Here is a 22954-nt window from a genome sequence, read left to right as displayed (position 1 = left end):
TCAGATCAGCGCGCGGATGGCGCGTTCGAACCTGATCACGTGCTCGGCGGAGAGCTCGGACGCCTTCTCGGCGTCCCCTTCGACGATGGCGGTGAGCAGCGGCACGTGCTCGTCGACGTGGCCCGCCATCCCGGACAGCCGCGGCAGGAACACGCACCAGATGCGGGTGGCCAGGTTGTCGTAGGAGACCAGGGTGTCTTCCAGGAACGGGTTGTGCACGCACCGGTAGACGGCGCGGTGGACGCCCACGTCGGCGCGCAGGAGCTCGGTGTTGTCGCCACGGGGCGTCGCCGTGTCGAGCCGCGAGCGCAAGTCGGTGAGGAAGGCCCTGTCCTCGGCCGTGGCGCGCTCGGCCGCGGCTGCCGCGGCGAGGGGTTCCAGCGTCCTGCGCACCTCGGAGATGTGCGAGAGGTCGGAGATGTTCACGTCGGTGGCGAACGTGCCGCGGCGCGGGAAGGCGACGACGAGCCGTTCCTGCTCGAGCCTCTTCAAGGCCTCGCGGATCGGGGTGCGGCCGACGCCGAGCTCGGTGCGCAGCCTCTCCTCGTTGATGGGCTCGCCCGGCCTGATCTCCAGCATCACCAGGCGGTCGCGCAGGACGGCGTACGCCTGCTCCGTCAGGGTTGCCGAGGCGGGCTCGTCGTTGACCCGTGCGTTCATGTGTCCTACGGTAACGCACAAACTGATATACCAGTGTTCGACCACGCTGGAGGCGTCGCGCATGAGCAGCTCGGCCCAGCCGCCCGGAGCGCACCTGCCGGAACACCCCGACTTCCTGTGGGACGACACGGAACCCAAGGCGTCCTACGACGTCGTGGTCGTCGGTGGCGGCGGCCACGGCCTCGCCACCGCCTACTACCTCGCCGAGGTCCACGGAATCACGAACGTCGCCGTGCTCGAGAAGGGCTGGCTCGCGGGCGGCAACATGGCCCGCAACACCACGATCATCCGGTCGAACTACCTGTGGGACGAGAGCTCCGGCATCTACGAGCACTCGCTCAAGCTGTGGGAGGGCCTGGAGGACGACCTCGGCTACCCGATCCTGTTCGACCAGCGCGGGGTGCTGAACCTGGCGCACAGCCTCCAGGACGTGCGGGACGGCGTCCGGCGGGTCAACGCCAACCGCCTCAACGGCATCGACGCGGAGTGGGTGGACCCGGCCGGGGTCGGGGAGATCTGCCCGATCGTCAACACCTCGCCCGACGTCCGCTACCCGGTGCTCGGCGCTACCTACCAGCCGCGCGCGGGCATCGCGAAGCACGACCACGTGGCCTGGGGCTACGCGCGGGCCGCGCGCGCGATGGGTGTCGACCTGGTCCAGGACTGCGAGGTCACCGGGCTGGAGACCTCGGGCGGCCGGATCAGCGCGGTGCGGACCTCCCGCGGGCGGATCCTGGCGGGCAAGGTCGCGTTGTGCGCGGCCGGGCACAGCTCGGTGCTCGCGGAGATGGCCGGCCTGAGGCTGCCGCTGGCCTCGCACCCGTTGCAGGCGCTGGTGTCCGAGCTCCTCGAACCCGTGCACCCGACCGTCGTGATGTCGAACGCCGTGCACGTCTACGTCTCCCAGGCGCACAAGGGAGAACTCGTCATGGGTGCTGGCATCGACAGCTACAACGGTTACGGCCAAAGGGGTTCGTTCCACGTCATCGAGCAGCAGATGTCTGCGGCACTGGAGCTCTTCCCGGTGTTCGCTCGGGCCCACCTGCTGCGCACGTGGGCGGGCATCGTCGACGTCAGCCCGGACGCCTCGCCGATCGTGGGGCTGACCCCGGTCGCGGGCCTGTACCTGAACTGCGGCTGGGGAACCGGCGGCTTCAAGGCCACGCCGGGGGTCGGCCACTGCTTCGCGCACACGATCGCGAACGACGAGCCGCACCCGTTCAACGAGCCGTTCACCCTCGAGCGCTTCACCACGGGCGCTCTCGTCGACGAGCACGGCGCCGCCGCCGTGGCCCACTAGGAGCGCTGACGATGCAGCTCATCCCGTGCCCGTGGTGCGGCCCGCGCGAGGAAGCGGAGTTCCACTACGGCGGTCAGGCCCACGTCGCGTACCCCGAGGACCCCTCGGCGCTGACCGACGAGGAATGGGCGCGGTACCTGTTCTTCCGCGACAACCCGAGCGGCCCGTTCGCCGAGCGCTGGAGCCACAGCGCCGGGTGCCGGCGGTGGTTCAACGCCGTGCGCGACACCCGCACCCACGACCTGCTCGCCGTGTACCGCGTCGGTGAGCCGATGCCCGAGGTGACCCCGTGACGTTCCGCACGCCCACCGGTGGCTCGATCGACCGGAACACCCTGCTGCGCTTCACCTTCGACGGCCGCGCCTACACCGGGCACCCCGGTGACACGCTTGCTTCCGCGTTGCTCGCCCACGGCGTGCACGAGATCGGGCGCAGCGTGAAGCTCGGCCGGCCGCGCGGTGTCGTCGCGGCGGGCTCCGAGGACCCGACCTCGCTCGTGCAGGTGGAGGCGCCGTTCTCCGAACCCATGCTGCTCGCCACGACCGTGGAGCTGTACGACGGCCTGGAGGCCCGCGGGCTGTCCGGTCAGGGACGTCTGTCCACCGAACCGGACCCGGCCCGCTACGACGCGAAGCACGAGCACTGCGACGTGCTGGTGGTCGGTGCCGGTCCCGCCGGTCTGGTCGCGGCCCTGACCGCCGCCCGCAGCGGTGCGCGGGTGGTGCTGGCCGACGAGCGGAACCAGGCCGGTGGCGCACTGCTGGGCGTGGACGAGTACCTGGACGACCGGCCGTCCGCCGAGTGGGTCGCGGACGTCGTCGCGGAGCTGAAGAGCACCCCCGGTGTGCTCGTGCTGGAGCGCACCACGGCGTTCGGCATGTACCAGGACGGGTTCGTGCTCGCGCTGCAGAAGCGGACGGACCACCTCGGGTTCGCGGCGCCGACGACGGCGGCACGGCAGCGGGTCTGGCGGATCCGCACCAGGCGGACCGTGCTCGCCACCGGTGCCCACGAGCGTCCGGTGGTCTTCGTCGGCAACGACCGGCCGGGGATCATGCTGGCCTCGGCCGCGCGCACGTTCCTGCACCGCTACGGCGTGCTGCCGGGCTCGCGGGCGGTCGTGTTCACCACCAACGACAGCGCGTACTGCGCGGCGATCGACCTCGCCGAGTCCGGAGTGGACATCGCCCTGGTCGTCGACGCGCGCCCGGAGGCACCCGCGCGGCTGGCGGCGGAGTGCGCGGCGCGGGGCGTCGAGGTCCGCGCCGGGCACGTCGTGACCGGGACCGTGGGCGCGGGACGGGTGACCGGCGCGCACGTCGCCCCGTTCGGCGGAGTCCCGGGGCCCCCCGACACCGTCGTGTGCGACACCGTGCTGGTGTCGGGTGGCTGGAACCCCGTGATGGGCCTGTTCAGCCAGGCGCGCGGCAAGCTGCGCTACGACGCCGAGCTCGGTGCCTTCGTGCCGGGGGAGGAGCTGCCTTCCGTGGCGGTGGCGGGATCCGCCACCGGTGAGCTGGATCTGACCGCGTGTGCGCGGCAGGGACGGGACGCCGGAGCCGCTGCCGCCGCGGCGGCCGGGTTCGCCCCCGGTGGCCAGGTCCCGCTGCCCGTCTCCGACTCGCGGTGCACCGCGCGGTCCGGCCTGGTGCTGTGGCGGGTGCCGGGCGACGAGGACACGAGCTTCGTCGACCTGCAGCGGGACGCCACGGTCTCGGACGTGCTGCGGGCGATCGGGGCGGGCTTGCGGTCGCTGGAGCACATCAAGCGCTACACCACCATCGGCACCGCGCACGACCAGGGCAAGACGTCCGGCATGATCGCGGCGGGCATCGTCGCCGAGGCACTGGGCGTGGAGGTCGCCGAACAGCGGCCCACGACGTTCCGCCCGCCCTACGCCCCGGTGTCGTTCGCGGCGCTGGCCGGACGTGACCGCGGCGAGCTGCACGACCCCGTCCGCGTCACGGCGCTCCACCCGTGGCACGTGGCCCACGGCGCGTTGTTCGAGGACGTCGGCCAGTGGAAGCGCCCCCGCTACTACCCGAAGGACGGCGAAGACCTGCACGCGGCCGTGCTGCGGGAGTGCAAGGCCACGCGCGAGAGCGTCGGCATGATGGACGGCTCCACCCTGGGCAAGATCGACGTGCAGGGCGCCGACGTCGGCGAGTTCCTCGACATGCTCTACACGAACATGATGAGCACGCTGAAGGTCGGCAGGATCCGCTACGGCGTCATGTGCGGCCTCGACGGGATGGTGATCGACGACGGCACGGTCATCCGCGTCGCGGAACAGCGGTACGTCGTCACCACCACGACGGGCAACGCCGCCAAGGTCCTCGACTGGATGGAGGAGTGGCTGCAGACGGAGTGGCCGCACCTCGACGTGCACTGCACCTCGGTCACCGAGCACTGGGCCACAATTCCGTTGGTGGGCCCCAGGTCCCGGGACGTGCTCGCCGCCGTGGCCTCCGGGCTGGACGTGTCGAACGAGGCGTTCGAGTTCATGACCTGGCGCGACACCGTGGTCGCCGGTGTGCCGGCACGGGTGTGCCGGATCAGCTTCTCCGGCGAGCTGGCCTACGAGATCAACGTGACCGCCTGGCACGGCATCGCCGTGTGGGAGGCGCTCATGGCGGCGGGGGAGGAGTACGGGATCACGCCGTACGGCACCGAGACCATGCACGTGCTGCGCGCCGAGAAGGGCTACCCGATCATCGGGCGGGAGACCGACGCGACGGTCACGCCGCAAGACCTCGGCATGGCGTGGGCCGTGTCGAAGAAGAAGGCCGACTTCATCGGCAAACGGTCGTTCGCCCGTGCCGAGAACAACCGGGCGGACCGCAAGCAGCTCGTCGGCCTGCTGCCCGTCGACCCCTCGGTGCTGCTGCCGGAGGGGGCGCAGGTCGTGGAGACCGACAGGCTGCCGCAACCGCCGGTGCGGATGCTCGGCCACGTCACGTCCAGCTACCCGAGCGCCGCCCTGGGCCGCACCTTCGCGCTGGCGCTGGTGCGCTCGGGCCGCGACCGCATCGGCGAGACGGTGTACGTGCCCGTCGAGGACTCGCTGGTGCCGGTCACGGTCACCGGATCCGTGCTGTACGACGAGGGAGGTGCCCGACGTGACGGCTGAACCGACCAGCCCCCTGCACGCCCGGGCCGGCAGGCTGGCGGCGCTCGCCCCCGTGCTGGCCGTGGCGGAGCGGCCGTTCCGCTCGCAGCTCACCGTGCGCGTGTCCGACCCGGAGGCCATCGCGGCGGCGGGTTCGGCACTCGGCGTGCCGTTCCCCGCCGCCCCTTGCACGTTCACGACGGGCTCCGGGCCGTTCGGGGACGTCGAGGTGCTCTGGCTGGGGCCCGGCGAGTTCCTCGTCGTGGCCGCGCCCGGCCTGCAGATCGCGATCGAGGAGGTGGTGCGTGACGCGCTCGGAACCGCGAGAGGGTCCGTGGTGGACACTTCGGCTCAGCGCACGACGGTGGTCCTCGAAGGGCCGCTCGTCCGGGACGTGCTGGCCCACGGATGTTCCGTGGACCTGCACCCGTCTTCGGCTCCCGCCGGCACTTGCGTGCAGACGCTGCTCGCGCGGACGGGAATCGTCCTGCAGGTGACCGGCGAGGACGCCTTCACCGTCCTGGTGCGCTCGTCGTTCGCCGGCTACCTCGCGGCCTGGCTCTGCGACGCGTGCGTCGAGTACCTGGCGGAGGTGACAGCTCCCGGAACCGCCTGAGCCTTGCGCACCAGCAGCTGGGCCTGCAGGAACCGCTCGCCCTCGATCGGCGGGCGCACCACCCGCCCGACCTCCGCGAACCCCGCCTCGCCCAGCACCTCCGCCAGACCACAGGGTGACCACCGGTAGGCGGTGGTCACCCTGTGGTCGAACGCCTGGGGATCGGCGTGGTCCCCGGCGAAGAACCCGAGCAGCAGGTGACCGCCGGGTGCCAGCACGCGGTGGAACTCCGCGAAGACCGCCGGGACCTCGGAAGGCGGCGTGTGGATGACCGAGTAGGACGCCAGGATGCCGCCCAACGTGCCGTCGGCGAGGTCCAGGGCCGTCATCGTCCCCTCGTCGAACCGCAGGTCCGGGTGCGCCTGGCGCGCGAGGGCGATCATCGCGGGGGAGAGGTCGAGACCGAAGACGTCGAGGCCGAGCGAGGCCAGGTGCGCGGTGAGGTGCCCGGGGCCGCAGCCGAGGTCGGCGACCGGGCCCGCGCTCCGGCAGAGCTCGGCGAACGCCGCCAGCACCGCGCGGTCGAGCGGACGGGTGTCGAGCACGTCGCCGAACAGCTCGGCGTAGAGGGACGCCACGGCGTCGTAAGAGGTCCGGGTGGCCTCGAGCGGATCGGTCACGGCGGAACCTTATTGCCTCGGCGGGGCCGGTGCCGGAGTTTTGCTGTCGCCAGTGACCGGCTGTTGCACCGTCGACGCAAACCTGTTGTGGTGCTTATAGTTCCGCGGTGATTTCCGTTCTCCGCGATCCGGTCTACCGGGCCCTGTTCGGTGCCCAGGTCGCCGCGCTGACCGGAACGGGAGTGGCCACGGTCGCGCTCGGGCTGCTGGCCTACGACCTGGCGGGGTCCGAGGCGGGGTCGGTGCTCGGCACGGCCCTGGCGATCAAGATGATCGCCTACGTCGGGGTCGCGCCGATCGCCACGGCGCTGCTCGGCGCGTTGCCCCGCCGGGCCGTGCTGGTGTCGCTCGACGTCCTGCGGGTCGCGGTGGCGGCGGTGCTGCCGTGGGTCGGCGAGGTGTGGCAGGTCTACGTCCTGGTGTTCCTGCTGCAGGCCGGGTCCGCCGCGTTCACGCCGTTGTTCCAGGCGACGATCCCGGAAGTCCTGCCCGGCGAACGCGACTACACCCGCGCGATCACGCTGTCCCGCATGGTCTACGACCTCGAAGGCCTGCTCAGCCCCGCACTGGCGGCCGCGGCGCTCGCGGTGCTGGGCTTCCACCAGCTCTTCCTCGGCACCGCGCTCGGCTTCGCCGCGTCGGCGCTGCTCGTGCTCTCGGTCGTCCTGCCACGCCCGACACCGTTGCCGCGAAAGGGTCACCGGTACGACGCGACGACCAAGGGCATCCGGATCTACCTCGCCACGCCGCGGCTGCGCGGGCTGCTCGCCGTGCACTTCGCCGCGGCGGCCGCGGGGTCGATGGTGTTCGTCAACACCGTGGCGCACGTCAGGGACGGCCTCGGGCGTGACGCGGCGGACGTCGCGGTGGCACTGGCGGCCAACGGTGCGGGTTCGCTCGTCGCCGCGCTGGCGTTGCCCGGCCTGCTCGAACGCTTCGCGGACCGCGTCGTGGTGACGCGTGCGGCCACTACACTTGTGGTGGTGTTGTCGGCCGGTGCGCTGTTCGCGCACCACTGGCCTGCGCTGCTGCTGGTGTGGGGCCTGATCGGCGCAGGGTGTTCGCTCGCCCTCACGCCGGGTGCGCGCCTGCTGCGCCGGTCCGCCGACGACGCCGACCGGCCGTCGTTGTTCGCCGCGGACTTCGCGCTGTCCCACGCCTGCTGGCTGCTGTGCTACCCGCTCGCCGGCTGGCTCGCCACGACCGCGGGCATCACCACCGCGTTCGTGGTGCTCGGCGTGCTGGCCGCGGCAGGGACGTTGTGCGCCCTCTGGTTCTGGCCCGCGCACGACCCGGTGGTCGTCGAGCACGAGCACCGCGACCTCGACGGTGCCGTGTGGACGCACGCGCACGAGTTCCGCATCAACGACGACCACGTGCGCTGGCCCCGCTGAGCGTCACCCGGCGGGCTGGAACACCTCGACGAGGTCGCCCGCGGGATCGGTGACGAGCACCTGGCGGCCGTCCGGCCCGCTGACCACCTCGCTCGCGAACGGCACCCCGGCGGCGCGCAGCCGGGTGACCTCCGCGTCGAGGTCGTCCACGACGAGGTGGATGCGGTTGCGACCGGGGGCGAGCGAGTCCGGCGGCGTGGCGCGGGCGCCGGAGCTCGCGGGCCCGGACAGCAGCCTCGACACGTGGAGCGTGAACCTGACCCCGTAGCACCGGTGCGAAGTGGCATCCTGGTTTCGGCCTGCATTGGGCCTTCTGGGATGCCACTTCTCGGGTGACGATCACCGGCGTGACCAGTCAGCACACCACCCGGATCGCCGAGCTCGACGGCGGGGACACCGCCCTGGCCTTCGACGCGTTGCGCGAGCTCCGGCCGCACCTCACCGACGTCGGCGAGTTCGTCGAGGTCGTCCGCGCCCAGCGGCGGGAGGGCTACCGGATCGCCGCCTCGTTCGACGCGGACGGCCGGGTCGTCGCCGTCGCCGGCTTCCGGCACATGACGAACCTCTACGCCGGCTCCCACCTCTACATCGACGACCTCAGCACGCTCCCGTCCGCCCGCAGGCAGGGCCACGCGGGCGCGCTGCTGCGCTGGGTCGACGAGGAGGCACGCCGTCTCGGGTGCACGGCGGTCCACCTCGACTCCGGCACGCCGCGGCACCACGCGCACCGGCTCTACCTCGGCTCCGGGTACGACATCACCGCGTTCCACTTCGTCCGGAAGCTCTGACGGCGCCGGGCGAGCAGCAGCGCGGTCCGGTGCTCACCGCGTCATCTCGCCATTCACCTAAACCGGTGCGCCCCGCTGTACGTACACCTGGACATGAGCACATCTCGGTCCGGTAACGAGCCGCCGCACGAGAGGGCGCCACATGGGCAAGCACCACGATGACCACCGCCGGGTGAAGGTGATCGCGGGCGCCGTCGGGCTGGTGGCCGTGGTGATCACCGCCACGACGTTCACCGCGAGCCAGGCGGCGCCGCAGCAGCGCACCGCTCCCGCCCAGGCCACCGAGACGCTGCGGCAGAAGGCGTCGGTGCCGGGCACCGCGTGGGCCGTCAACCCGGCCACCGACGAGGTCCTGGTCACCGCCGACGACACCGTCACCGGGGCCAGGTGGGACAACCTCAAGTCCACAGTGGACGCGATGGGCGCCGGGGTGACGCTGCGGCGCACGACCGGCACCTTCCGGCTGTTCGCGGAGGGCGGAGACGCCATCTTCGCGGGCGGCAGCCGGTGCTCGCTCGGCTTCAACGTCGTGACCGGCGACGGCCGCCCCGGCATCCTGACCGCGGGCCACTGCACGGCCGCGGGCAGGCGGTTCTCCCTGACCCCGGGCGGCAGGGCGGCCGCCACCGTCGTGGACTCGACGTTCCCCGGCAACGGCGACTTCGCCCTGCTCACCTACAACGACCGCGGCACCGCCGCTCCCAGTGAGGTCGACACCGGCAACGGCCGCAGGGTCCGCATCCAGCGCGCCGCCGAGGCGCGGGTCGGCACGCAGGTCCAGCGGATGGGCAGCACGACGGGGCTGCGCGCCGGCCGCGTCACCGGCCTGAACGCCACGGTCAACTACCCGGAGGGCCGCGTCACGGGCCTGATCCAGACGACCGTGTGCGCGGAGGGCGGCGACAGCGGCGGGCCGCTCTTCACCGCCAACGGCACCGCGATCGGCCTGACCTCCGGGGGCAGTGGCAACTGCCGCACCGGTGGCGTGACGTTCTTCCAGCCCGTCACCACGGCTTTGGCCGCGGTCGGCGCCCGCATCGGCTGACGGGGGCCCGTGTCACGCCGGGCCGGTCACGACCACCGGCCCGGTGTCACCGGGGCACCGACTGCGCGAAGGCGAACACGCCGTCCGGGTCGTAGCGCTTCGCCACGTCCTTCAGCCGGGGGAGGTTCGCGCCGTAGTAGGCCTCCGCCCAGCGCGGGAGCTGCGGGTCGATGTAGTTGACGTACCCGGTGTCGCCGACCAGCGCGCCGAGCCCGTCGCGGATCTCCGCGAGCTCGGCGCGGGCGGCGTCCGCGGTCTCGGGCGGCGTCTTGAGGTAGATCTGGACGTTGGCGAGCGCCTTGCGGTGCGGGAACGCCGTGGCGTCCGGCGCGACGGCGGCCACCGCCCCACCCAGGCCGTCGAAGATCAGGTACGTCTCGTCGGACCGGCCGGTCAGCAGCCCCACGGCCTTGGCGGGATCGCCGATCGGCTCGCGCACCACCCGTGACGACGCCACGGCCGACTCGCGCGCGACAGGCCCGCCCGCGAAGTACCGCGTGGCCTCGGGATAGCTCTTCTGCTGGACGAACCTGTCGGCGGGCGCGGGGAGCCGGGCCAGCAACGCGGAGAGCTCGCCGGCGGAGCCGACGAAGCAGCCGCCCACCTTGCACGTCGGCTGCGGGCCGCCGCGCACCACGACGTTGGACCACAGCTCGTCCGGCGCCTGCGCGATCCAGGTCTGCCACGCGCCGAGCACGTCGGCGGTGCCGGCGCTGTAGGACAGCGAGAAGACGGTGACCCGGGGCGCGGGCACGGTGGAGAACACGAACTCCGTGACGATCGCGAAGTTGCCGCCCCCACCGCCGCGCAGCGCCCAGAACAGGTCGGGCTCCTGCTCGGCCGACGCGGTGACCACCCGGCCGTCCGCCGTCACGGCCTGGGCCGAGACCAGGTGGTCGCAGGTCAGGCCGTACTTGCGGGAGAGCACGCCGATGCCGCCGCCGAGCGTGAGACCCGCGACGCCCACCGACGGGCAGGTGCCGGTCGGCAGGCACAGGCCGGACTCCGCCAGCGTCGCGGAGACGTCCCCGAGAGCGGCACCCGCGCCGATCCGGACCTGGTTGCCCGGCAGCACCTCGACGGCCGCCAGACCGCGCACGTCGACCTGCAGACCCCCGGACGGCGACGAGTACCCGGCGTAGCTGTGACCACCGCTGCGCGCGGCGATCGGCACGCGCCGCCGTGCGGCCTCGACGCAGGCCTGCACGTCGGCGGGGGAGGTGACCTTCGCGACGGCGGCGGGCCTCCGGCCGTCCCACACCGGGTTGAAACCCTGGTAGGCGAACCCGTCGTCGCTCGGGAGCGCGAGCCCGCCGGACAGCCGCGAGCGCAGCGCCACCCAGTCGGGCGGTCCACTCGGAACGGACGAACTGGACGGAGGGACGACCGGGGAAGGCGGGGAGGACGGGGAGGGCGGGGCGGTGGGCGAGCCGCAGGCCGCGAGTGCGGCGCCGACGCCCGCCAGCCCTGCGACTTTCAGAAACCTGCGTCGTTCCACGCGGCCGATGGTGGCACGTGATGATCATCTCCGCATTTCGGCGCGGGACCGCGCGGCGAGCACGGTCCGGCCCCGGGACCTGCGGTGTCTTACCTCAGTGACGTCGGAGAGCGGCACGACCTCGTGGTCCACGGTCAGCACGCCGTCCGCCGCGCAACGGGCGACCGAGATCGCGTCCGCCCGTTGCCGCGAGGTCAGTTCGTCGTCCCCGAGGGCCGCTCCTGGTGCGGGCAGTTGTCCGATCCTGCCCGTCCGGTCACGGCCGGGAGACCAGGGCCACGCACGCGACCACCAGGGCGGTCAGCACCAGGAGGGTCACGCCGAGGTCCACGAGGAAGCCGATCAGGCGTGCGGTGGCCATGTCGTCACACCGGACTGGTGTCGGCCCCGCGACGGGAGCGCAGGCTCGTGAACGTGACGGTGGCCAGCACGACGATGATCACCAGGAGCGAGACCGGCGTGGGGATCTCCGGCACGGCGGGCCAGACGCCGTGGGCCCAGTGCAGGACGAGCTTCACGCCGATGAACGCCAGGATGATCGCGAGACCGTGGTTGAGGTGCACCAGCTTCGCCAGCACGGACTGCAGCACGAAGTACAGGGCGCGCAGGCCCATCAGTGCGAACGCGTTGGTCGTGAACACCAGGTACGGGTCCTCGGTGATGCCGTACACGGCGGGCACGGAGTCGATCGCGAACACGACGTCGGTCGCGAAGATCGCCACCACCACGATCGCCAGGGGCGTCAGGGCGCGGCGGCCGTGCTCGCGGACGACCATCTTCGTGCCGCGGTAGTCGTCCGTGACCGGCATCAGCCTGCGCAGCAGCCGCACCGATCGCATCTGCGAGGTGTCCTTCTCGGCCGGTTCGCCGGACAGGGCGGCGTGCAGGATCTTGATCGCCGAGGCGAAGAGGACGAGGCCGAACACGAGGAACGCCCAGGTCCCCGCGGAGAGCAGGGCGGCGCCGGCCGCGATGAAGACGCCCCGCAGCACCAGTGCGCCGACGATGCCGTAGAGCAGGACGCGCTGCTGGACCTCGGACGGGACCGCGAAAGCGGTCAGCAGCAGCATGAAGACGAACAGGTTGTCCACCGACAGCGACTTCTCGACCACGAAGCCGGTGATGAACTCGACCGACTGGCCGCTGCCGAACTCGAACCACAGCCAGAGACCGAACACGAGGGGGAGGGCCAGGTAGAACACCGACCAGCCGGTGGCCTCCTTCAGGGAGACCTCGTGCGGGCGCCGGGTGACGAGGAAGTCGACCACGAGCAGGCCGAGAAGCACCGCGATGCTGATGAACCACAGTCCGGGCGACGCCACGGATTCGACGGACACGGAACCTCCTCGAACTCCTGCGTTCGAGGTCTCCTTCACCCGTGGGCGGGCGGTCTCCCGAGGACACCGTCCGGGTGTCCGTACTGACCGGGCAGACGCTTTGGGAAGTACTCCCCTCGCCGGAGAGCATAGGTAAAGGGATGGTAATGCTCAAGTAAGCCGATCGTGGGAAGCATGTCAGCCGGCTCGACGTTGCACCTCCCGGCGTCGGGGGAGACGACGGGCTGGGCTCGGTGAGACGGCCGCATCACCCGCCTTGTCCCCCAGGAGAGCTACACGCGGATGTCCACCGCGTGGGGACGTTGTGGCACCACGAAATCCCTAGCGTTGCGGCCATGCGATTCGTGAAGCAGTTGGTCGTGGTGGTGGTCGTGTCGTTCGTGGGCGGGGCCGGAGTGCAGGCGCTGGGGTGGAACTGGCCGCTCACCCTGGTCGCGGGGTTCCTGGCGGCGGCGCTGGCGCTGGCCGCGTACGCGTGGGTGGTGCGCAGGACCGAACGGCGCGAGGCCACCGAGGTCTCGTGGAAGACGGCGCCGGGGGCGCTGGCGCGCGGTGTCCTCATCGGACTCGCGATGTTCGCGGCGGTGATCGCGAACATCGCCTTCCTCGGCGGCTACGAGGTGCGCGGCTGGGGCTCGGCGACGGGCGCGATCGCGATCCTCGGGTTCATGGTGGCGGTGGCGGTGACCGAGGAGCTGCTGTACCGGGGCGTGCTGTTCCGGATCGCCGAGGAGAAGCTCGGCACGTGGCTCGCGCTCGTCCTGAGCGGTCTGGTGTTCGGCTTCGCGCACATCTTCAACCCCAACGCGACGGTGTGGAGCTCGGTCGCGATCGCGATCGAGGCGGGGCTGATGCTCGGCGCCGCGTACGTCGCCACGCGCACCCTGTGGGTGCCGATCGGCGTGCACTTCGCGTGGAACTTCGCGCAGGGCGGCATCTTCAGCACCAGCGTGTCCGGTCAGGACGCCCCGGAGGGGCTGCTCGACGGCGTCACGTCCGGTCCGGCGATCGTGACCGGTGGCGGGTTCGGGCCCGAGGCCAGTGCCTACTCGGTGCTGGCGGGCGTGGTGGTCACGGTGGCGTTCCTGTGGCTGGCGAAGCGCCGGGGCAACCTCGTGCCGCGCCGTGGCCGCGCCGTGCCGGCCGCTACGCTCGGCGCGTGATCAGCCTCCAGCGGTGGCGCGGCTGGGACGTCCGCGTCCAGGACGCGCCGCTCGCGCTGCTGCTCGCCCTGGGATCGGTGGTGCCCGCGTTGCACGACAAGGGCACCCAGCTCGGCGGGCTGCCGAACCGGCCGTTCGACGCGCTCGCGATCGCCGTGATCGCCTTCGAGTGCCTGCCGCTGGTCGTGCGCCGCCGGTGGCCGTTGGTCTGCCTCGTCCTGGTGTCGGTCGCGTTCGCGGTGGACCAGGCGCGCGGCTACCACACGGTCGCCGGCACGGCCTTGCTCGTCGCGCTGATCAGCGCGGGCGCGCACCTGGCGCACCACCGCCGCGCGACCGTCATCGCGTTGACCGCGGCCTACGCGGGACTGGCGGTTTGGCTGGACCTGCTGGGGGCCACCGAGGGCGTCGCCGGGTTCGTCACCTTCTACCTGGCGTTGGCGGCCGCCTGGGCGATCGGTGCGTGGCTGCGGCTCTCGCGCAGCGCCGAGGAGGAACGCCGCCGGCACGTCGCCGAGGCCACCCGCGCCGCGGAGCGGACCTCGATCGCCCGCGAGCTGCACGACGTGGTGACCCACCACGTGACCGCGATGGTGGTGCAGGCCGAGGCGGCCCGGTACCTGACGGCCGCTCCCGAGCGCCTCGACCAGACGCTGCAGGCGATCACCGACACCGGCCGGCGGTCCCTCGCGGACCTGCGGCACCTGCTCGACCTGCTGAACCCCGACCACAGGCCGGAGTCCGTCGGCGACCTGCGGGGTCTCGTCGAGCAGACCCGCCTGGCCGGGCAGCCTGTCGAGTTCGCCGAGGAGGGCCGGGCGTCGCGCGACGCGGGCAGTGCCGAGGCCGTCGCGTACCGGGTCGTGCAGGAAGCGTTGACCAACGCGCTCAAGTACGCGCACGGCAACCCGACGAACGTCAGCGTTCGTTACGGCGAAAGGGAAATCACGGTGGAGGTCGGCACCTCGGGCGCCACGACGTCCGCTCAGGTCGGCGGCAGCGGGCGGGGTCTCGCCGGGCTGCGGGAGCGCGTCGACGTGCTGGGCGGCGAGTTCTCGGCGGGGCAGCGGGACGGCGGTTTCGTGGTCCGCGCGCGCATCCCGGCGGGGAACCCGGCGTGACGGCACCGGTGCGCGTGCTGGTGTGCGACGACCAGGCGCTCATCCGCACGGGGTTCGCCACGATCATCGGCGCGCAGCCGGACCTGGAGGTCGTGGGGGAGTGCGGGGACGGCCGGTCGGCGGTCGACCTCGCCGCACGGGTGAGGCCCGACGTCGTCGTGATGGACGTGCGGATGCCCGTCCTGGACGGGATCGCGGCGACCCGGCTGCTCGCGGGCGCCGGCGTCGCCGATCCCGTCAAGGTCCTCGTCGTGACGACGTTCAACCTCGACGAGTACGTCTACGAGGCGTTGCGCGCCGGGGCGAGCGGCTTCCTGCTCAAGGACGCCCCGCCCGCGCAGTTGCTGCAGGGCATCAGGACCGTCGCGAGTGGTGCCGCGCTGCTCGCGCCGGAGGTGACGCGCCAGCTCGTCGGCAGGTTCGCCGCGCGCATCCGGCCCGCCGAGGAGGTCGCGGAGACGCAGCTCGCGCCGCGGGAGCTGGAGGTGTTGCGGCTGATCGCGGAAGGACTGTCCAACAGCGAGATCGCCGCGGCGCTGGTGATCAGCCAGGAGACGGTGAAGACGTACGTCTCCCGCATCCTCACCAAGCTCGACCTGCGCGACCGGGTGCAGGCGGTCGTCTACGCGTACCGCCGCGGTCTGGTGACCTGAGTCCACACCGCGGTCACGGGTGGTGACGTGATCGTCACGAAGCGGTAAGAACCAGGGGTATGAGAACCCGAATCCCTGCCCTGCTGTCGGCCGTGCTCGTCGTGGGAGCGCTCTCCACCCCGGCCGCCGAAGCCGACCGCCCCGTCTGGTTCACCTCCTGGGCGCAGTCGCAGCAGAACCTCGCCCCCGTCACCCTGCACGACCAGTCGCTCCGGATGATCACGCACCTCAGCCAGGGAGGCAGCGCGGTCCGCGTCCGCGTGCAGAACACCTTCGGCACGGGGCCGCTGACGATCGACCGCACCACCGTCGCCCTGAGCACCGGCGGGTCCGCCGTCGAGCCGGTGCGGGAGGTGACGTTCAACGGCTCCCGCACCGTCACCGTCCCCGCGGGCGGGTCGGTGTGGAGCGACCGCACGTCGCTCGCCACCCTGCCGGACACGAACCTCGCGGTCAGCATGCACGTCGCCGGGGACGTCGTGCCCGGACGGCACGAGTCGGCGTTCCGCGACAACTACCTCACCCCGGCCGGCTCGGGCGACCACACCGCGGATGCGGGCACGGCCTACACCGAGAAGGTGCAATCGACCTATGTGGTCAGTGCGGTCGACGTGTTCAACCCACGGCTGAGGGGGACGGTCGTGCCGTTCGGCAGCTCAGTCGTCGACGGCGTGGGCAGCACCAACTGCGGGCCTGGCTGCACGGAACTCGGTACCGACAAGCGGTGGACCGACGTGCTGGCCCGCCGGATCGTCGCCTCCTCGCGCCCCCAGCTCGCCGTCGCCAACGCCGGCATCAGCGGTACGACGAGTGCCGTGTGCCCGCGCACCCCGGCGCCGTTCGTCGGCTTGGACGCGTTGTCGCGCCTGGAAAGGGATGTTCTCGCGTTGCACGGCGTCACCGACGTCATCTACTACTACGGGACGAACGACCTGGCCAACGGCTGCTCGGCCGCGGACATCACCGCGAGCTACCGCGCGGTGTTCGGGCGGCTGCGCCAGGCCGGGATCGCCGTGCACGTCACGCCGATCACGCCCCGGCCCGGCTACAGCGACCAGAACAACCTGGACCGCCACGCCGTCAACGACTTCGTGAAGCGCGGCGGCGACTGCTCGGACACCTGCGCGACGGTGCAGGACTTCGACCAGGTGCTGGAGGACCCGATCCGGCCCAACAGCATCAACGGCCCGTACGACACCGGCGACGGCGTCCACGCCAACATCAGGGGCCAGCAGGCGATCGCCGACTACATCGCACTGGAGACGATCGCCTGACGGCGTGCGCCGCGTGCGCTGTACGCGGCGATCCCGCTCACGGCCAGCACACCCGCCGTCCACGTGGTCGCCGGGTCGTCCGGGGCCCCCAGCGGCCACGTGGCGATCCGGCCGGGCACCGACCCGGCGGGCGGCATGATCGCCGCCACCGCCCACCACACCACCGGTGCGGTGGCGGCGAACCTCGCCCCGGCGAGTGCCGCCGCGAGTCCGGCCAGACCGGTCAGGCCCGCCACGTCGCGGACGACGAACGCCGCCGGCAACGGCTCGTCCCCGAGCCGTTGCACCAGCAGGACGGCGGCCGCGGCCACCACCGCGGCGAGCACCAGGTGCCCGAAGCGCCACAACGGCCAGGGGAAGGCGGTCGACGCGTCGAGCTCCGGGTCCTGGCCCGCCAGGCCGGTCGTGCCGACCAGCACGGCGGCGAGCGCGGTCAGCGACGCGCTGAGCGGTGACCACGGTGTGTGCAGCGCCGTCCAAGCGAGCAGCACCACGACGGGCAGGAGCACGAGTGCGGCCAGGACGCCGCGCGAGTGCGCGTACAGCGCGAGCGGCCTCATCGGCCGGCCTTCAGCACCTCGAGCACGCGTTCGGCGTCCTGGCAGGTCAGCAGCATCTGACGCGCCCGCACGACGCGGTCGCGCTGCTCCTGCGGGGAGGCGGCGCTGAACTGCTGCCACGCCCGGTCGACCTCGGCGCGCATCCGCTCGTTGTGCCACATGAGGCGTTCGGACGCCAGCTCGGCCAGGCCACCGTTGAAGTAGCCGGCGGTCACGTACCGAACGGCGGCCTCCCAGTAGTTCACGCTGTTCGGAGCAGAGCAGCTCGGGACACCCGCTCCGGCGAGCAGTTCGAGCCGCACCTCGTCCTCGGACAGCGTCAGCACGCGCGGGTGACCCGACGCGCTGATGTAGACGATCTTCGAATCCCGTTGGGGCGCGGTGAGGTGCGCCATCGCGGAGGTGTCCTCGCGGACCCCGGTGGGCGCGTCCGGCAACGCCGCGAGCTCGGCCAGCGCGGCCCTGCCCGCCGCGGCCACGACGGGCAGGCGGTCCGCGTGCACCCGGCTCACGCACACGGTGCCGTCGCAGACCTGCTCACCCGCGACCGCGTCCACGACCAGCACGTCGGAGTACCTGGCCGGCACGATCGAGAGCGCCAGGACGAGCGCCAGCCCCGCCGGTGCGAGCGCGGCCAGCCGGCCGGGCCAGGTGCGGGCGGCGAGCAGCAGGAACGCCGTCACGCCCAGCCCGGTGAACCACGCGGCCTGGCCGAGGTCCACCGAGGCCGAGGTGGTGATCAGGTCGGTGTCCGGTGCGTCCATGACCGGTGTGAGCAGCGCGAACCTGGAGATCTCGTCGTCCGGTGATCGGACTTCCAGGGCTCGGCCCGCGGTGGTCGCGACCATGAACGTGGCCACCAGCACCACCGGCACGGTCAGCGGGTGGGGGAGCAGCCTGCCGATCGCGAGCCCGACCAGGACGCTTGACGCCAGGCCGATCACCACGGTCACCACCAGCGGCACGAACCCGGCCGAGACGAGCCCACCGCCGAACGCGACCGTCGCCACCACCGCGGCGCACAGCAGGACCGCGGCGACGGCGACGGCTCCGCTCACCGCCGAGGCGAGCGCACCGAGCCGGACCCAGCCGGGCCGGGGCGTGGCGGTGAACAGCTCGGTGACGCCCGCCCGGCTGTCCCGCATGCCCTGCAGGACGGCGAGACCGACGACCAGTGCCCAGACGTAGGCCAGCGGCAGCCTGAGCTCCAGCACCGCGGAGGTGCTGTTCGCCTTCCACCGCGAGGTCTCCGACGTGACGAGCCAGAGCATGCCGGCGCCGGACACGAGCACGACCAGTCCGGCCCAGAGCGCCGCCGAGCGGCGCAGTTCGACGCGCAGTCCGGTCACCAGGCACCACCCGAGCTGATCAGCGCCGAGTAGCCGCGCTCGATGGGGCTGTCGCCGACGTGCTCCCGCGTGCCCCTGGTGGCGAGCTCCGCCGGGGTTCCCTGGAAGACGAGAGATCCCTCCGACACGAGCACCACGTCCGTGCACGCCGCCGCGACGTCCTCGACCAGGTGCGTGGAGATCAGCACGCACGACCGCCGGCCCAGCTCGGCCACCAGCTCGCGGAACCTGAGGCGTTGCGCGGGATCCAGGCCGACCGTCGGTTCGTCGAGCAGCAGCACCTCCGGCTCGTTGACGATGGCCTGCGCGATGCCGACGCGCCGGACCATGCCGCCGGACAACGACTTCATCCTGTCCTCGGCGCGGTCGGCGAGCCCGACCCTGTCCAGCGCCCGGTGCACCGCACCCGGGATCTCGGCCGCCGGCATCTCCTTGAGCCACGCCAGGTGCTCGACGAACTCCCTGACCTTGAACCGCTTGTAGAAGCCGAAGTGCTGCGGCAGGTAGCCGAGCCTCCTGCGCAGCGGTCGCATGCCGGTGCCCCGCAACGGGGTTCCGAGCAGCGACAGCGTTCCGCCGGTGGGCTTCTGGACCGTCGCCAGCGTGCGGATCAACGTCGTCTTGCCCGCGCCGTTGGGGCCGAGCAGCCCGTGCACGCCTCGCCCGAGCCGCAGGTCGAGCCCGTTCACCGCGGTGCGGCCCCGCCGGCCGCCCACGCGCACCACCAGGCTGTCGGCTTCGATGGCCTGCATCCCGTTCTCCTTCAAGTCGCTGCCCACGACCGGGAAGACGGTGGTGTGTCCGCCGCGGTTCTCCGTTCGCTGTGACGTGGCGCACACTGTCCTTTGTGGAGTGTCACCACGTCCCGGGCTTGTCCGGGAACGCGAGCACGGCGCTGTAGCCGCGTTCGATGGGGCTGTCGCCGGGGTGGTGGTCCGAGCCCTTCGCCACGAGCTGCGCTGGAGTGCCGCGGAAGACGAGCTTCCCCTTGTCCATCAGCAGCACGTCCGTGCAGGCAGCGGCGACGTCCTCGACCAGGTGTGTGGAAACGACCACGCACGCGTCCGTTCCGAGCTCGGTGAGCAGTTCGCGGAACCTGAGGCGCTGCGCGGGGTCCAGACCCGCCGTGGGTTCGTCGAGCAGCACCACCTCGGGGTCGTTGACGATGGCCTGTGCGATGCCGACCCGCTTGAGCATGCCGCCCGACAACGTCCTGAGCCTGTCGTCGGCCCGGTCGGCCAGCCCGACCCTGTCCACCGCGCGCTGGACGGCCGCGGGGACGTGCCGCTCCGGCACCTCCTTGAGCCACGCCACGTAAGCGACGAACTCGCGGACCGTGAACCGGCGGTAGTGCCCGAACTCCTGCGGCAGGTAGCCGATCCTCCTCCTCGTCTCGCGGAGGTTCCCGCCGCCCAGCAGCCGCAGCTCTCCACGTACCGGCTGGAGCACCGTCGCGAGCGCACGGATGAGCGTTGTCTTGCCCGCGCCGTTGGGACCGAGCAGGCCGTGCACGCCGCGTCCCATGTGGAGGGTCACGCCGTCGACCGCCGTCCTGCGGCCTGCCCTGACCTCCAGGTCGCGCGCCTCGATCTCCCACGCGTAGGTGGTCGGTGCGGTCATCGGTTGGCCTCCAGCCGCGTGAACGCCATCCTGCGCACGACGATCACGGTGACCGCCAGCGCGAGGACCGCGGCCCACAGCGGTGCCGCGGCGTCGTCGAGCGCTGTCGACGTGCGGCTGAACGCTATCGTCGGTGCCACGATCACCACCGCCCACGCCGCGATGAGCACGACCGCCGCTCTCGTGATCCCCATGAACGCTCCCAACGCCAACGTTCCGGTCGTGAAGGCGAGGCACGGCAACAGCCACGGCGTCAGCCCGGCACCGGTGACCAGGCTGGCCACCGCGAGCCCCGGCACGACCACGGCCAGCACCGCCGCCGTGCGCCGGAAGACGAGCGGCAACCCGGCCCGCGGCGTGGCGGCCGTGAGCTCGTGCGCCGGGTCCAGCGCCCGGCTCCACGACGCCGCCACCCCGAGCACCGGCAACACCGGTGCGATCAGGTGCACGAGCGACACCCGGTCACCCACCGCGACCCCGAGCCTGTCCAGCGCCACCGCCGCGGCCGTGACGAGCAGGATCATCGCGAGCCACGGCCCGGCCGCGGGCGACGCCCACCCGTTGACCCGCCCGCGCCACCGCCCCGCTCGCGGCATCTGCGGGGTGAGGGCGAGCCGCGGCGCGAGCTCCGCCCACACCGCCTCGGCGACGGGATCGGGGGCCAGGCGCGCGCGGCACGGCGCACAAGCCTCGAGGTGCGACTCGACGGCCCACAGCTCGTCGGCGGCGATGTCCACGTCACCCCGCGCATACCGGCGCAGCAGCAGCTCGCTCGGATGGGCGGTCGAGTCTTCGTGTCGTGCGTTCACGCCAACGCCTCCCTCATCGCGATCCGAGCCCGCCGAGCCCGCGTCTTGACCGTCCCCTCCGGCACCCCGAGCAGCAACGACGTCTCCCGCACCGACAACCCGTCGAGCACCATCGCCTGCAACACCTGCCGCAGCTCCGGCGCCAGCCGCCGCAACGCGTCCCCGACCTCGTCCCCGACCACCCCGTCGAGCACGGCCTCGTCGGCGGCGGGCGCGGTGTGCCGGGGCGCGGCGGCCAGGGGCGGCGCGGCGTGGTGCGCACGCCTGCGGAAGGCGTCGATCAGCCGGCGAGCGGCAATCGTCCACAACCACCCGACCGCGCTGCCACCCGCGGCCGCACCGGCGAACGCGTCCGCCGCCCGCCACACCGCCAGATAGGTCTCCTGCAGCACCTCGGCGACGATCTGCTCGTCCGAGCACCGCCTGCGCAACCGCACCACCAGCCAGGGCGAGGTGCGCCGGTACAGCTCTTCGAAGGCGCGGCGGTCACCCCGTGCGACTCGGCGCACGAGTTGTTCCTCGTCGAGGTCGGCCAGCTCACCCCGGATGGCTCTCACACTCCGCAAGACGTCGGGGTGGTGGGCTCAGGTTCTCGCGATCGTGTGGTGCGGGTCACGGCGACGCGCTGGTGTGGCGTCACCTGGTTGGGGCGAGAGCGCTGCGGCTGGACGTCGTTGCACCGCGAAGGCCCCTGGCCGGCTGAGACCTACGAGCGCTACTGCGGTCTGCTCGCCCGGTGGGCGCGGGAGGTCGACAGAGCGCCCGACGAGATCGAGCGCCGACTCTTCGCTGGCGATAAGCCGTCTCTATAACTTCAGTGTTGACCAAAACCAATCAGTCGACCGCCGCCGGCAACCCCACCGCCAGCGTCAACTCCAAAACCCGCTGCGGAGACCCGAGGTCAGGGAAGATGTCCCGCAGCTGCTGCATCCGGTACCGGACGGTCTGCGGGTGCACGAACAGCGCGGCGGCGACCTCCTCGCGCCGCCCGTGGTGCAGCAACCACGCCCGCAACGTCTCCTCCAACCGCCGGGCGGAGCTGGCCGGCAGGGCGTGCAACGGTGCCAGCGCACGGGCGCGCAGGTCGGCGTAGGCCTCGGGATCGGCGCTCAGCACCAGCGAGGGGAGGTGCTCCTCGGTGTCGCGGATCAGGGACGACAACGCACGGGCCCGTGCCGCCCGCGCGTACGAGGCGGACGCCCGCATCCAGGGGCGGGAAGGGCCGACGACGGCGTCCCGTCCCGTCAGCTGGCGCAGCAGGTGGGCGCGGTCGGTGTCCGGCACCAGCAGCACGCCGGTCGAGTCGGGCAGGTCGTCCAGGACCAGGGTGCCGGGGTCGAGCTGGCGGAACGCGGGTCGTGCCTGGAACGACGGCAGCAGCACCACGGTCAGCGTCGTCGGTGCGGACCAGCCGGCGCGTTGTGAGTCGGCCAGCAGCACCTCGGGGGTGGCGCCGGCGAGCAGGTCGCGGGCCAGTTGTTCGAGGTGGCGCTCGTGGGCGAGGCCGCGGGCGGCCAGCTCGTCGGCGTGACCCGCGGCGGAGGCGGCGGACAGCTCGTCGATGTAGGCGAAGGTCAGCTCGGCGAACTTCGCGACCTCGGCGGCGGGGAGACCGGCGGGCACGGCTCCGGCGGCCAGGCCGCGCCACGCGACGCGGGCGCCCACGCGGTAGGCGCTCAGGAGAGCGTCCATCGAACGCCCGTCCCGCACCTCGCCGCGGCCCAGCTCGTAGGCGGCGTCGCTGGCGTCACCGCCGCCGCCGGTGCCGCTCGCCAGGTCCAGGTAGTGGCCGAGGGCGGTGCGGACGGCCCGGCGGATCGTGCCGCCCATGCGGCCGGAGAGGGCGTTGGCGTAGCTCGGCACCTCGTCGATGATGGCGCGGACCACCTCGTCGGCGGTCGTCTTCAGGACCGCCCGCAACGCGGTCACGGTTTTCTCGTCGAGGGCGAGTTCGGTGGCCCTCTGCATTGCGTGAGTCACGATTTGTTCCCTGCGAACAATGTGGCTGGATAAATTCACGTCTTGCGGACAGGACTTT

24 protein-coding genes are annotated in these 22954 nt (G+C 72.3%); 12 read left to right on the top strand and 12 right to left on the bottom strand.

What is annotated here, in order from left to right; translation table 11 throughout:
* Positions 1-660 carry a GntR family transcriptional regulator gene (locus tag V1227_RS10145; protein ID WP_236218561.1) on the bottom strand — a complete coding sequence of 220 codons (660 nt, stop codon included), beginning with the start codon at positions 658-660 and terminating at the stop codon, positions 1-3.
* A 61-nt stretch (positions 661-721) separates the two neighbouring features.
* Here V1227_RS10145 and V1227_RS10140 point away from each other — a divergent pair, with 61 nt between their 5' ends.
* The 4 genes from V1227_RS10140 to V1227_RS10125 are packed head-to-tail and all read left to right on the top strand — an operon-like array spanning position 722 to position 5685.
* Entirely contained in the window at positions 722-1960 is a 1239-nt protein-coding gene (locus tag V1227_RS10140) for a sarcosine oxidase subunit beta family protein (RefSeq protein WP_329792252.1), read from the top strand.
* Between the two features lie 11 nt (positions 1961-1971).
* On the top strand, positions 1972-2253 hold the full coding sequence (locus tag V1227_RS10135) for a sarcosine oxidase subunit delta (RefSeq protein ID WP_090096928.1): 282 nt from the start codon (positions 1972-1974) through the stop codon (positions 2251-2253).
* Entirely contained in the window at positions 2250-5090 is a 2841-nt protein-coding gene (locus V1227_RS10130) for a 2Fe-2S iron-sulfur cluster-binding protein (protein ID WP_329792251.1), read from the top strand. Before V1227_RS10135 ends, V1227_RS10130 begins: the two co-directional genes overlap by 4 nt.
* A complete protein-coding gene (locus tag V1227_RS10125) occupies positions 5080-5685 on the top strand; it encodes a sarcosine oxidase subunit gamma (protein WP_329792250.1) in 606 nt (201 codons plus the stop codon). Before V1227_RS10130 ends, V1227_RS10125 begins: the two co-directional genes overlap by 11 nt.
* Here the strand turns inward: V1227_RS10125 and V1227_RS10120 are convergent.
* Entirely contained in the window at positions 5613-6305 is a 693-nt protein-coding gene (locus V1227_RS10120; protein ID WP_329792249.1) for a class I SAM-dependent methyltransferase, read from the bottom strand. The genes V1227_RS10125 and V1227_RS10120 overlap by 73 nt on opposite strands.
* Positions 6306-6412: 107 nt before the next feature.
* Between V1227_RS10120 and V1227_RS10115 the strand changes: the two genes are divergently transcribed.
* Entirely contained in the window at positions 6413-7699 is a 1287-nt protein-coding gene (locus tag V1227_RS10115) for an MFS transporter (RefSeq protein WP_329792248.1), read from the top strand.
* Positions 7700-7702: 3 nt separating this feature from the next.
* Here V1227_RS10115 and V1227_RS10110 read toward each other — a convergent pair whose 3' ends face one another.
* Positions 7703-7942 carry a VOC family protein gene (locus V1227_RS10110; RefSeq protein ID WP_442916480.1) on the bottom strand — a complete coding sequence of 80 codons (240 nt, stop codon included), beginning with the start codon at positions 7940-7942 and terminating at the stop codon, positions 7703-7705.
* Positions 7943-8046: 104 nt separating this feature from the next.
* Here V1227_RS10110 and V1227_RS10105 point away from each other — a divergent pair, with 104 nt between their 5' ends.
* Both V1227_RS10105 and V1227_RS10100 read left to right on the top strand, forming a co-directional pair.
* Complete coding sequence (locus V1227_RS10105) at positions 8047-8487, top strand: GNAT family N-acetyltransferase (RefSeq protein ID WP_329792247.1); 441 nt, start codon at positions 8047-8049, stop codon at positions 8485-8487.
* 142 nt (positions 8488-8629) lie between these two features.
* On the top strand, positions 8630-9532 hold the full coding sequence (locus V1227_RS10100) for a S1 family peptidase (protein ID WP_329792246.1): 903 nt from the start codon (positions 8630-8632) through the stop codon (positions 9530-9532).
* Between the two features lie 46 nt (positions 9533-9578).
* Here the strand turns inward: V1227_RS10100 and V1227_RS10095 are convergent, their stop codons facing one another.
* Positions 9579-11030: an FAD-binding oxidoreductase gene (locus tag V1227_RS10095; protein ID WP_329792245.1), complete on the bottom strand. Its 1452-nt coding sequence runs from the start codon at positions 11028-11030 to the stop codon at positions 9579-9581.
* A gap of 365 nt (positions 11031-11395) precedes the next feature.
* Complete coding sequence (locus tag V1227_RS10090; RefSeq protein WP_329792244.1) at positions 11396-12367, bottom strand: TerC/Alx family metal homeostasis membrane protein; 972 nt, start codon at positions 12365-12367, stop codon at positions 11396-11398.
* Positions 12368-12702: 335 nt separating this feature from the next.
* Between V1227_RS10090 and V1227_RS10085 the strand changes: the two genes are divergently transcribed.
* From V1227_RS10085 to V1227_RS10070, 4 genes are read left to right on the top strand one after another with little or no spacing between them, the layout of a single operon-like run.
* Positions 12703-13530, top strand: a complete 828-nt coding sequence (locus V1227_RS10085; RefSeq protein WP_329792243.1) for a CPBP family intramembrane glutamic endopeptidase — start codon at positions 12703-12705, stop codon at positions 13528-13530.
* Positions 13527-14651 (top strand): sensor histidine kinase, encoded by a 1125-nt coding sequence (locus V1227_RS10080; RefSeq protein WP_329792242.1) that lies wholly within the window; start codon positions 13527-13529, stop codon positions 14649-14651. Before V1227_RS10085 ends, V1227_RS10080 begins: the two co-directional genes overlap by 4 nt.
* Positions 14648-15304, top strand: coding sequence for a response regulator transcription factor (locus V1227_RS10075; RefSeq protein ID WP_329792241.1), 657 nt, complete (start codon positions 14648-14650; stop codon positions 15302-15304). The genes V1227_RS10080 and V1227_RS10075 overlap by 4 nt, the downstream gene beginning before the upstream one ends.
* A 59-nt stretch (positions 15305-15363) precedes the next feature.
* Positions 15364-16578, top strand: a complete 1215-nt coding sequence (locus V1227_RS10070) for a GDSL-type esterase/lipase family protein (protein ID WP_329792239.1) — start codon at positions 15364-15366, stop codon at positions 16576-16578.
* On the opposite strand, the gene V1227_RS10065 is transcribed toward V1227_RS10070, so the two are convergent.
* From V1227_RS10065 to V1227_RS10040, 6 genes are all read right to left on the bottom strand, one after another.
* Complete coding sequence (locus tag V1227_RS10065) at positions 16551-17138, bottom strand: hypothetical protein (RefSeq protein ID WP_329792238.1); 588 nt, start codon at positions 17136-17138, stop codon at positions 16551-16553. The genes V1227_RS10070 and V1227_RS10065 overlap by 28 nt on opposite strands.
* Positions 17135-18487, bottom strand: coding sequence for a hypothetical protein (locus V1227_RS10060; protein WP_329792237.1), 1353 nt, complete (start codon positions 18485-18487; stop codon positions 17135-17137). The genes V1227_RS10065 and V1227_RS10060 overlap by 4 nt, the downstream gene beginning before the upstream one ends.
* Positions 18484-19239 carry an ATP-binding cassette domain-containing protein gene (locus V1227_RS10055; protein WP_329792236.1) on the bottom strand — a complete coding sequence of 252 codons (756 nt, stop codon included), beginning with the start codon at positions 19237-19239 and terminating at the stop codon, positions 18484-18486. Before V1227_RS10055 ends, V1227_RS10060 begins: the two co-directional genes overlap by 4 nt.
* Before the next feature lie 103 nt (positions 19240-19342).
* Positions 19343-20107, bottom strand: a complete 765-nt coding sequence (locus V1227_RS10050) for an ABC transporter ATP-binding protein (protein ID WP_329792235.1) — start codon at positions 20105-20107, stop codon at positions 19343-19345.
* A complete protein-coding gene (locus V1227_RS10045; protein WP_329792234.1) occupies positions 20104-20916 on the bottom strand; it encodes a zf-HC2 domain-containing protein in 813 nt (270 codons plus the stop codon). The genes V1227_RS10050 and V1227_RS10045 overlap by 4 nt, the downstream gene beginning before the upstream one ends.
* A complete protein-coding gene (locus V1227_RS10040; RefSeq protein ID WP_442916479.1) occupies positions 20913-21473 on the bottom strand; it encodes an RNA polymerase sigma factor in 561 nt (186 codons plus the stop codon). The genes V1227_RS10045 and V1227_RS10040 overlap by 4 nt, the downstream gene beginning before the upstream one ends.
* A gap of 18 nt (positions 21474-21491) precedes the next feature.
* Here V1227_RS10040 and V1227_RS40615 point away from each other — a divergent pair, with 18 nt between their 5' ends.
* Positions 21492-21728, top strand: coding sequence for an 8-oxoguanine DNA glycosylase OGG fold protein (locus V1227_RS40615; RefSeq protein ID WP_442916478.1), 237 nt, complete (start codon positions 21492-21494; stop codon positions 21726-21728).
* 22 nt (positions 21729-21750) lie between these two features.
* On the opposite strand, the gene V1227_RS10035 is transcribed toward V1227_RS40615, so the two are convergent.
* Positions 21751-22896 carry a helix-turn-helix domain-containing protein gene (locus V1227_RS10035; protein ID WP_329792233.1) on the bottom strand — a complete coding sequence of 382 codons (1146 nt, stop codon included), beginning with the start codon at positions 22894-22896 and terminating at the stop codon, positions 21751-21753.
* Positions 22897-22954 lie beyond the last annotated feature (58 nt).

The sequence above is a fragment of the Lentzea sp. DG1S-22 genome (assembly GCF_036321065.1).
Lineage (GTDB): Bacteria > Actinomycetota > Actinomycetes > Mycobacteriales > Pseudonocardiaceae > Lentzea > Lentzea jiangxiensis.
The sequence above is the reverse complement of the archived record's forward strand: the minus strand, read 5'-3'. Positions and strand labels throughout refer to the sequence as shown.